Consider the following 11458-nt stretch of genomic DNA (forward strand, 5'->3'; position numbering starts at 1 on the left):
TGAATAGTGTAATACTAGCCTGAATATAAAGAGATAACAGAAAATTACAGTAATTTCTTGTAAATACTTAAAAGATATACTCGCTATCATCTTTTTTAAGATTACCCCATCCCAATTGCTAATTAGTTCTGCATTGTTTTTCCAATAATAGCTACCTACGACTGTAAATTTTTTATTGGGTATAAACAGCCAATTTTCTTTTTTATCTACAGGAGAGGTCGATTGTAAATAAAGATCAAGGGATTAATCTTTTCTGCTCAGAGTGTATCCCGTTTGGAATTAACTCTCAAAAGGCCGCGCGCCTCAAAATCTATATACAGAGACGCTGGGCATTATGTCGTGGTTAGCTGGGGCCACGGCGATCGCATTTTATTGCGTCTTATTTGTTGGTTTTTCAATAGCCTTATCAGTTTCTTCAGGTAAGACATTGGTGGGGGTTGTTTTTGTTCCTTTAAAAAAAACAAATTGATTTTCACTGCTGGCAGGAAGAGGCTCCATGTTTAAGTCTAAATTGGCTAAAGTTATCGTCATAAAATCCAACCCAATATTAGTCAGAATAGAACCCACATTGTAGTGCTCAAACGTGCTTTTGTGTTCTCTAATCAGTTGCTGAGCCTCTCTAATTTGTGTGGATAAATCCTGGTTCCTCTTTTGAGAGGCTATTTCAGATAATTTATCAATTTTACTATGTAAATCCCGGGCTAGAGCATCTATTTTTAGTTTTAGCTCAGAATTTAAACCAACCTGGTTTTGAGGCAAAGAGAGTTGCATCGCTTGTATTTTGATTTTAACCAAATCATTTTGAATAAATACGGTGTTTTTATCTAATAGTTCTGTGGGGCGAGTGGACTGAAAATTTAGTTCAGGAGTGATTGGTGCAAGGGTTACTTGACTAAATAAAGCAATAGCCTGTTCAATTGTAAATCGTGCATCTACATCAGCCTGTAGCATTCCTTTTAGCATTGAGCGAATGATTTCTTTGTTATCAGCATCGATATTCCCTAACCCGGAAAATAATGAGTTTAAATTTACATGCAGAGAATTTTGGCTGCAACGTCTCACATCTTCAGTATAGCTCGCTGTGTCAACACGCCAGATAAGAGCTAAAACTCTGCCTAAAGAAAAAACATCAATTTTAACGGTTTGTTTGCCCTTAAAAAATATTTCTGGAGGAGCATAAGCTGCTGTCCCACAGCTTTTTCCATCAAGTGCATCAACCTTTACACTTAAGCCAAAATCAAAAAAGCTCACGAGCCCAGAGTCTAAATCTACTAAAATATTCTCGTTTTTTACATCGCGATGAATAATTCCCTTGTCTGTTACTTGTTCTTTTAATGCATTTAACAATGCTCGAGTCAGTTCAGCCCTTTGTTTTAAAGTTAAGAAATGGATACCATCAAGATCTTCAACGATAATGGTAAATAATTCTTGGCCTTTGAGCTTTTTCATTACTGTATAGCTAGTTGATCCCTCGATTGTAGGGTGTTTTATCCCTAAATGGCTTGCCTCTAGAGACAAACTATATTCTTGGAAGACGACATCAATAGGGTTTTGAGCATAGTGTCGTTGAATTTTCACGGCACGCGTTTTGTTATTTAGACCCAGAGGTTTAAACTGAACTTCATCAGAGCTAACAGCTAAAGTGCCTTCTATTTCATAAACCTCACCAAATTTACCTGTTCCAAGAAGGCGATCGCTAATAAACTCATACCGATATCCGCCTTTTCCCTCTTTACGTTGGCGTTTTACCACATCAGAAGTAAATTGAAATTGAGTACCATCTTCGAATGTGTAATGTTGTCCTGCATTCCACACATTAATATTTTTTGCTTGTGAATTAAAAAATGTGGCGAGTTTTTTTGAGTAATCTGGATGGATATTTGCTGGATTAATCGTGATCATTGAGGCTCTTATTTTCTATCATTATGAGCACATTATAGTCATGTTTTGTTAACAAAAGCTTAAGGACTTGGCTAAACGCAGCGCTCTGTTTTTTACTTTTTTCGATTTGCTTGAGCAAAGGTGGCGTTAGAACACCCTTGCAAAAATAAGTCTTTAAATTAATTAATATATTTTAATTTAATAATATAGTTAAATGGGATATCACGCGTTAATCTTAAGTATGAGGGATAGGTTAAGATAGGATATGAGGTATCTCAATTTAGCTATTTGTTTACTAATCAGTTCCATGAGCCCCATAGCTTTGGCTGCCAAGGTTTTTACATTTAAAGAAGCCTTAGCAATGGCGTACCGGAATAATCCCGAATTGCAAGCGGAACTAGATAAAGCTCAAGCCATGCGCGGATATTTTATTCAAAGCGGCCTTTACCCCAATCCGCAACTGACTTTAACAGCAGAAAACTTTGGTGGCTCAGGTAGCTATTCTAGTTATGAAGCGGCAGAAACGACTGCCTCTGTAACTCAGCCTATTCCTTTAGGCAAGCGTCTCTCCTATTTGAAAAAAGCAAGTTATGCTGATTATTTAGCTGCATTAGGTCAAATTAATGTACAAAAAGCAACAATTTATATGGCAGTTGGCGTCGCGTATGTCGATGCTTTATATGCAGGACAATGGCATCTGGTTACCAAAAAACTTATTTCACTGAATAAAAATATTGTCCGCTCGATTGAACGACGCGTGAAAGCGGGCGCAGGGTCTGAGTTGGATTTAAGATTGGCCCAAGGGCGATTAGGCGAGGCGCGGATTCAAGAAAAAAAAGCAGCGCGGGATGCTTTATCCCAACGGGCTAAACTAGCTCGTTTATTAGGTAAGGGCTTAAGAGTTGATTTGCCCTTAGTCGATAAAGGATTGCCGGATGTTACCTTAAATTGGGCCGAGCTTTTAAAAAAATTGCCGCAAAGCCCTCAACTGATACAAATGCAACAACAATTAAAAGCGAAACGAGCGACTATTACCGCGGTCAAAAAATCGGTCTGGCCTGATTTAAACATTCAGGTCGGTGGGCGCCATTTTTCGGATGATGGCAGTAATGCGGCAGTGATGTCGGCTTATGCCCAGGTCCCTGTTTTTGATCGCAACCAGGGAAAAATCATGACCGCAGAGGCACAATTGACGCAAACGATGCATCAATATCAGGGAGTAAGGCTTGATGTTCGGCAAACGGTATATAATGTATTTTTGCAAGCTCAGCAAAGCCGTTATGAAGCTGGTTTAGTAACCAGTTCTTTATTACCACTTGCGCGAAAATCAATAAAATTGGCGCAAGATGGCTATCAAATGGGACGATATACTTACATTGAATTATCGCTTGCGTTGAATACGTTGTATGAAGAAGAACGACATTATCAACAAGCCCATGCTGATAATCATAAAACATTAATTCAATTGACAGGGCTTTTAGGTCTTCATCCTACTAAGGAGAGTAAATGAATTGGTTCGTGTCACTAATTTCCTTTCTGCAAATCGCCATATTCTTATTAGGAATGAGCTCTTTAGGTGTCTGTGCAGAAACCACTCATGGCCTGGAAGATGGTCATCATGAAGAAGCCATAGAAAGAGGTCCCCTGGGAGGGAGGTTGTTTAAAGAGGGTGATTTGGCTTTGGAGCTTTTAATTTTTGAGCGGGGAATGCCACCTCATTTTAGAGCGTACTTTTACAAAAATGGCGAAACGATTTTGCCCCCTGAGTCGGATTTAAGCATCCAACTTACTCGATTTAGTGGGAAAAAAGAGCAAATTAATTTTATTTCAATAGGCGATTTTTTACAAAGTAAGCAAGTCATTGAAGAGCCGCATTCTTTTGAGGTAACCATTCGATTCAATTATTCTGGAAAACAGTTAAATTGGCACTATGCGACTTATGAAGGACGAGTAAAAATTGTTCCGTCCATGCTTAAGGCTGCAGGAATACAAACCGCGGTTGCCCAACAGCAAGTGATAAGAACTCAATTAAATGTAGTAGGTAAAATTGCCACCAATCGTGACACCACCGCCCCAATTTATGCTCGTTACTCAGGGATAATTAAATCAATGACTAAAAATCTTGGGGATGAGGTTACTAAAGGTGATTTATTAGCAATAGTTGAAAGTAATGAGAGTTTACAAAGCTATGAAATAAAAGCACCGATAACGGGAACGATTGTGCAAAAACATGCAACGAATGGAGAGTTTGCACAAAATACGAAACCTATTTATCAAATAGCGAATCTTGGCAATGTTTGGGCTGACTTTACCTTATATCGTAAGGAAGCTTCCTTAGTGAAGCCAGGTATGGCGGTGATTGTAACCGGTGATGAAGGAAAACCTAAATCGATAAGCGTTATTTCCTACATCTCTCCATTAGGTATTGAGGACAGTCAAACCACACTGGCACGTACTGTTCTTAATAATGAAAATCGCTTATGGCTTCCTGGTATGTATGTCAATGGCGCGATTGTCATTAGGGAAAAAACAGTCCCCGTTGCAGTGCCGGTATCCGCTCTTCAGCAAATGGGCAAACAGGATGTGGTTTATGTGCAGCAAGGCGATTATTTTGAAGCAACTCCAGTGCTTCTCGGTGAAAAAGACAATGAATGGGCTGAAGTTATTTCAGGATTAGATGCAGGCCAGCATTATGTAAGTAAAAACAGTTTTTACATTAAGGCAGAAATAGGTAAGGAAGGGGCAAGCCATGAGGACTAGAAAATCATGATGCTTGAAAAAATTATTCAATTTTCTTTACGGAATCGTTGGTTTGTTCTTTTGTTTACGCTCATTATAGCTGCGTTGGGTGTTTATAATTTTCAGCGTCTTCCAATTGATGCAGTACCCGACATTACTAATGTCCAAGTACAAATTAATACTGAGGCATCAGGCTATTCGCCTTTTGAGGTGGAGCAACGCATTACCTTTCCTGTTGAATTGGCCATGAGCGGATTGCCTAATCTTGATTACACACGCTCTTTATCTCGTTATGGCTTATCTCAAGTGACTGTTGCTTTTAAGGATGGAACGAATATTTATTTTGCCCGACAACTGATTAATGAACGTTTACAAGCAGTGAAAGATAAATTACCACCAGAAGCAGAAACCACACTAGGCCCTATCTCAACAGGGTTAGGTGAGATTTTTATGTATACGGTGACTAATAAAGCGAATGTTCCTAAAGATAAACGTCATAACCCTACGGAGCTGCGTACGATTCAAGATTGGATCATTAAACCGCAATTACGCAACGTAGAAGGAGTAGCTGAAGTGAATACGGTGGGTGGGTATGAGAAGCAATTTCATATTACTCCAGATCCGGCTAAATTGGTGCGTTATGGCTTGAGTTTAAATAATCTGGTTGAGGCTTTGCAACGTAATAATGCGAACATTGGGGCAGGTTATATCGAACGTAATGGCGAGCAAAATCTTATTCGCGTTCCAGGTCAAGTGCAGAATATCCCCGATATAGAAAATATTGTGGTAGCAAACTTTAATGGAACCCCTGTGCGTATCCGTGAGGTGGCTGAGGTGGTGCTTGGAAAGGAATTGCGTACTGGGGCTGCAACAGAGAATGGCGAAGAAGTGGTTTTAGGAACAGTGTTTATGTTGATGGGTGAAAACAGTCGCACTGTGTCACAACGCGTAGCTGCCAAAATGAAAGAAATTAATAAGTCACTGCCCGCAGGAGTCGAAGCAGTTACAGTATACAACCGAACAACGCTCGTTAACGCCACGATTAATACGGTAAAGAATAATTTACTCGAAGGGGCACTGCTAGTCTGCATTATTTTATTCCTATTTTTAGGTAATATTCGTGCAGCGCTTATTACGGCGATGGTGATTCCTTTATCCATGCTCCTGACTATTACGGGCATGGTGACTAACAAGATTAGCGCAAATTTAATGAGTTTAGGAGCGCTGGATTTTGGTTTAATTGTTGATGGTGCAGTTATCATTGTTGAAAATTGCATCAAGCATTTAGGGGAGCAGCAGCATACTTTAGGACGAATCTTAAATCTTGAGGAGCGCTTAAAGATAATATCTCAGGCGACCACTGAAGTAATTCGTCCCAGTATTTTTGGGGTATCAATTATAACTGTTGTTTATTTGCCTATTTTAACGTTAACCGGTGTTGAAGGAAAAATGTTTTTGCCGATGGCAGAAACAGTCATCATTGCGCTCTTGGCATCGATGCTCTTCGCCTTAACGTTTGTACCGGCTGCCGTCGCTATTTTTTTGCGAGGGCGGGTACAAGAAAAAGAAAATCGGCTGGTTTATTTTCTTTCTCTGGGTTATGCGAAGGTATTAAGGCAATGCTTTCATGCTCGGAAAACTGTGCTTGGAGCCGCGCTCGCTTTGATTTTTATTAGTCTTATTCTGGCTTTTTATTTAGGAGGGGAGTTTATTCCGAGTCTGGATGAGGGAGACATTGCTATGCATGCCATGCGTATTCCAGGTACTAGTTTGACGCAGGCTATTTCCATGCAAGATTTAGTCGAGAAGCGTGTAAGACAATTCCCTGAGGTACAGAGTGTGTTTGCCAAACTTGGGACAGCAGAAGTTGCGACCGATCCTATGCCACCTAATGTGGCGGATACCTTTATCATACTTAAACCACGCGAAGAATGGCCTAATCCTAAGAAAACGAAACAGGAATTAGTTGAGGAAATTGAGCAAGCGGTGCAAGAAATCCCCGGAAATAACTATGAGTTTACCCAACCTATTCAAATGCGTTTTAATGAATTGATTTCAGGGGTACGTAGTGATGTGGCGGTAAAGGTATTTGGGGATGATATGAGTGTCTTACTCAAAACGGCTGATGCAATAAGTACGGAACTTAAAAAAATACCTGGTGCTTCGGATGTGAAAGTAGAACAGGTTAGTGGATTGCCGCTTTTAACGATAGACATCGATCGTAATGCTCTAGCGCGCTACGGGTTGCAAGTAGGTAGTATTCAAGATGCCTTGTTAATCGCTTTAGGTGGCAAAAAGGGTGGGGAATTGTTTGAGGGAGATAAACGATTCGATTTGATCGTACGTTTACCTGAGGCATTACGTTCAAGTCCTAGCGTATTAAGACAAGTGTTTATTCCCTTACCTCTTGGAAAAGATGGGCATCGCCATTTTATTCCATTGAGTGAAGTGGCCAAAATGGTACGCAGTGAAAGCCCTAACCAAATCAGCCGTGAAAGTGGCAAACGACGTGTCGTGGTGACCGCGAATGTGAGAAATCGGGATTTACGCTCTTTTGTTAGCGAAGCGAAAGAACGTATTGAACAAACGGTCAAAATACCTAGTGGTTATTGGACACGATGGGGCGGTCAATTTGAACAACTGCAATCCGCTTCAAAGCGTCTACAAATTGTCGTGCCTATAACGTTATTGGGAATTTTCTTACTTTTATTTATGAGCTTTGGAAATATAAGTAATGCCTTTTTAGTATTTTCTGGCATTCCTTTGGCCTTAACTGGAGGCGTTTTTGCCCTTTGGCTGCGAGGCCTTCCCTTATCGATTTCAGCAGGTGTTGGTTTTATCGCTTTATCAGGGATCGCTGTTTTAAATGGCTTGGTAATGATTACGTTCATCAATAAACTAAGAGAACAAAAAAAATTATATTTAAAAGATGCTGTGTTACAAGGCTCGCTAGCCCGTCTTCGCCCCGTATTAATGACAGCTCTTGTTGCATCATTAGGATTTGTACCTATGGCATTAGCTACAGGTACTGGCTCCGAAGTGCAAAGACCTCTTGCTACGGTAGTAATTGGCGGTATTATCTCATCTACTTTTTTGACTTTGTTGGTATTACCGGGCTTGTATTTTATGTTGCATGAGCGGCACCAAAAAAATCGTCTTAAGAAAAAAGCTCAGAAAACTTAAGCATGAAAGGGATTGGTGCGCTCATTATCGGTCTTACTTGCTATCCATTATTTTGCCTGGGACTATCACTAATCTCTATGACATCAGTAGTTTTATTTCCATCACCAGCTTTTCTTAAATGATGAAATAATGTAGTTCGTCCTAGATGCATACTCAGGCTTTTTCTTGGTGATTTCTCTTCTTTTTGGGGTTGGATTTTAAGTGAATTTTGATATAAAAACTCTTCATTTGGGGCTGTGTAGTTTTCTAAAAATAAGGGTAAAGTGGTGCTGTGAGTTGCTTGCTCAAAATTAACTTGTACTTTAATTTCCATGAGCTTTTTCAGAACAACTCCTACCATTTCAGCACGAACCAACTCATTGTCATTGCCACTATTAGCAAAAGTGGTTTCGGTAAGGATATAACCTAAAAAGGGCAAGGTTGTGCGGTAAGCATTATAAATATCACGCATAAATTTAAAGTTTTTTTTGTTCGAAACAGCGTGGTTCACTTCATCAATAATACTTTGTTCGGTTGATGACATGGTGTTAAATACATTTGTTAATCTTGAGATTCCGATACTATTAAATACACTAGACAGCATCATTAAATGGTTTAAGTCAAGATAGTGCTCAGAATCTAATGGGCACAGGTGTTGAGCTAATTCAATGAGAAATTGCAAAGCATTTTGAATATTCTCAGCTGATTGAGTGAGAACTTTTTCACTAAAATAAGCACTTAGCTTATTAAACTGTTTAGTAAGCTCCGTAATGTGGGGCGCACTTTGCTGACGTTTCTCTTTAAGCCAGCCTTCATCCCTAAATTCAACAACTGATACACGCTGGTAAAATGCCATTGTTAAGCTCCTTAACTCATGTGCAATTAGTTTAACGTGCTCTATGCGCTTTTTGGGAGGAAGTGCTAATGCTTGATTTATCAAATCATCAAATGAATTATTGGTTGCAACCAGTTTCTGATAACTAAGTTGCTGTCTGATGATATAAAAATTATGAAGTACAGGTTGACTGGATATCATTGAGCTTAGCTGAAATGCTTTTTCCAGGTATTCATTAAATTGTTTCCCCATTTCTCCTAAATTTGATGTTGGATTCATATTACGAGAACTCAGAAAACGCAAATGCATGCCTAATAGAGGAGGAAGAGCAATGTGCTCAATAACATGGTAAAACAATAATTGTATTATTAAAAAGTTGGCGATTGATTTTTGAGCTAAGTCACAATCAGAGTATATAATTCTTAAGCCAATAAGTATCTCCATCAGTGAATAGGAGTTGAGAAGGCCTAAAATACGACGCGATAAAATGCCAAAGTCGAATTCTCGGGTTGAATTTGGCATTTCCTGCCCAGCCGTTAATAACCATAGTTTTTGTAGTAGTATTATATTTTGGTGTTTTTCAGTACTGATATTCAGCTCTCCCAGAGGAGGGGTTTCCACCAATAGCTGATTATTGACAAGGGAGTAAGCAAATAATTTAAGTAGGCTATTAAACTCATGTTGAATAAGTGAGTAGCGCTTATGGGCTATGGGATATAAAAAATTTATCGCTTTGGAAAGGATCAATCTTACTTGTTGAGCATCTAAATCAGCTTTATCAAAATCAATAATATTTTCTACGGAATGATGAAGACAGAATTGATTAAACTGTTCCTGTAATTTAATGGCTCTGGAAGTATGGCTATCTATTTTATAGGCGATAATCAAATCTTGTACCAAGTAAATCAATTGATCTGTAGTAACAATCTGATTATCGTGAGAGTTTTTGCCTGAATTCTCTTCGATGGTATCAGCAATGACTGCTCTTGGGGTAGAGGGGCATGGTTTCGAATTACTTGAGGAGGATGAGGCATTATCTATATGACTTCTGGAAGATAATAATGGGAACTCCTTCCATAACATTTCTTTTGTGCTTGAATTGGGGCTACGATAACGCAAATCCAACTGCTCGAGTGAGGCTAACTCGATGCAAAATAAAGCTTGATTTAGTTCTTTATTATCTACTGCAAGCCTCATAGGGGATTCGCCTTTCAGGTTTGGCAATGAGCGGTTAACCAGAGGACTTTTTACCAACATTTGTACAGCCCATGATTGATTGTGTAAAACTGCGGTATGTATCGGTGTATTTCCTGAATTATCTGCTTTATTTAATAGCTCGGGAAAATATCCCATCAATAACGCCAAGATGCGTATACATGAAGCATCGCATTTTGCGGCATAGTGTAAGACGGTATGACCACTACGATCACAATGACTCGCCTTGGATCGCCAAGTCTCATTTTCTAGTAGTTTTTCAATGACGTAAAATTTACTTTTTCTCATTAAAAAATGAAATACATTTTGGTCTAATAAGTAAGTAATATCTAATAATGAAGAGTCTTGGTTAAACCATTTAATCAAGGTTTTTGCGATGTTTTTTTCATTGTCATTAGAGGTTATTAGGTTTTTTATGGCCTGCTCATTCATAAATCAATTCCTTTTTTGAATGCTTGCTTGAATCTTTATTCGTTTTATTAAAATTTGATATTAATAAAACTGATATTGCGTGAATATTATTATGCAGTATTTGAAATGGAAAAATAATAAGCAAAGTGAAAATAGATAAACTTAAATGTATTTGTAGATCATAATAAGCTTAATATGATTTAAATTTACTCTATTTTTTGGTCGATAAGACAAATCATCAGGGAATGGTTTTAATCTCAATCTTGCATAATTTAGTAATTCACTAATTATTTATTATGAATTGCTTGACTCCGTACTATAGTCCGTACTCTATATTTCTATTTAGTGACTATTCATCATCGGAGCATATATGAGGTTTTTATTTACTCTTTTGTTAGGTTTCGTTCTGAATAATGCTTTTTCTGACACGAATACCCATGAGCATACTACGAAGCATGAGCTACCGAGCCAAAATACTCTCCAAGTAGTGATGGAGCGCGCGCCAGGTAGAGTTATTCGTAATACGACAAATACACTTCGCTTTCAGCTTCTTAAAGATAATAAGCCTCTTACCTTAAACGACCTTAAAACAGTACATACAGAAAAGGTTCATTTGATGGTTATCGACCCTACATTGACTGATTATCATCATATTCATCCGGTGATGGATAATAAGAACAAGGACTTTGTTTTCAAATTTACCCCAAAGAAAAATGGTTCTTATCGAATATGGGTTGATATCACCCCAGTTGCCACAGACAAACAAGTGTTTCTAAATACCGATATTGGTTCTTTTTCACAAAAATCGTTAATTAATAAGGAGATTAAATTAAATTCCAACGTAAATCCTTATCAGTTTCACTTGAAACTCGATGGCCAGCCTCAGGTCGGTAAAGCGGTGATGGCAACGATTACTGTTACAAAAGATGGACAACCTTTCCGGCAGCTGGAACCGGTTATGGGAGCATTTGCTCATCTTATGGGGTTTAATGCAGATTATTCTTCCATTCTTCATATTCACCCTATGGGGAAAGAGCCGAGCAAAGATACAGAGCGCGGCGGTTCACAATTAATGTTCCATATAGAACCTCAAAAAGCAGGCTTCGTTAAATTATTTGCACAATTTCGAATTAATGGAAAGGACGTTTATGTACCCTTCGGTCTTGTAATTAGACAATAGCGCTTTTCTAAAATCAAATTCAGCAAGCGTATTCC

6 protein-coding genes are annotated in these 11458 nt (G+C 38.6%); 4 read left to right on the forward strand and 2 right to left on the reverse strand.

Features of this window, described 5'->3' with window-relative positions; all coding sequences use genetic code 11:
* Nucleotides 1-369: 369 nt before the first annotated feature.
* Nucleotides 370-1902, reverse strand: a complete 1533-nt coding sequence (locus J2N86_RS14345; protein WP_252582668.1) for a protein kinase domain-containing protein — start codon at nt 1900-1902, stop codon at nt 370-372.
* 244 nt (nt 1903-2146) lie between these two features.
* Here J2N86_RS14345 and J2N86_RS14350 point away from each other — a divergent pair, with 244 nt between their 5' ends.
* From J2N86_RS14350 to J2N86_RS14360, 3 genes are read left to right on the forward strand one after another with little or no spacing between them, the layout of a single operon-like run.
* Complete coding sequence (locus J2N86_RS14350) at nt 2147-3391, forward strand: TolC family protein (protein WP_252582669.1); 1245 nt, start codon at nt 2147-2149, stop codon at nt 3389-3391.
* Nucleotides 3388-4641 (forward strand): efflux RND transporter periplasmic adaptor subunit, encoded by a 1254-nt coding sequence (locus J2N86_RS14355; RefSeq protein WP_252582670.1) that lies wholly within the window; start codon nt 3388-3390, stop codon nt 4639-4641. The genes J2N86_RS14350 and J2N86_RS14355 overlap by 4 nt, the downstream gene beginning before the upstream one ends.
* A 9-nt stretch (nt 4642-4650) precedes the next feature.
* The gene (locus J2N86_RS14360) at nt 4651-7803 is read left to right on the forward strand and encodes a CusA/CzcA family heavy metal efflux RND transporter (RefSeq protein WP_252582745.1); all 3153 of its coding nucleotides are present in this window, start codon (nt 4651-4653) and stop codon (nt 7801-7803) included.
* 40 nt (nt 7804-7843) lie between these two features.
* Here the strand turns inward: J2N86_RS14360 and J2N86_RS14365 are convergent, their stop codons facing one another.
* Nucleotides 7844-10264 carry a RasGEF domain-containing protein gene (locus J2N86_RS14365; protein ID WP_252582672.1) on the reverse strand — a complete coding sequence of 807 codons (2421 nt, stop codon included), beginning with the start codon at nt 10262-10264 and terminating at the stop codon, nt 7844-7846.
* A 349-nt stretch (nt 10265-10613) separates the two neighbouring features.
* On the opposite strand from J2N86_RS14365, the gene J2N86_RS14370 reads away from it, so the two are divergent.
* Complete coding sequence (locus J2N86_RS14370; RefSeq protein WP_252582674.1) at nt 10614-11423, forward strand: hypothetical protein; 810 nt, start codon at nt 10614-10616, stop codon at nt 11421-11423.
* The last annotated feature ends 35 nt before the right edge of the window (nt 11424-11458 follow it).

It is taken from the genome of Legionella lytica (assembly GCF_023921225.1).
In the GTDB taxonomy this organism is placed as follows: domain Bacteria; phylum Pseudomonadota; class Gammaproteobacteria; order Legionellales; family Legionellaceae; genus Legionella; species Legionella lytica.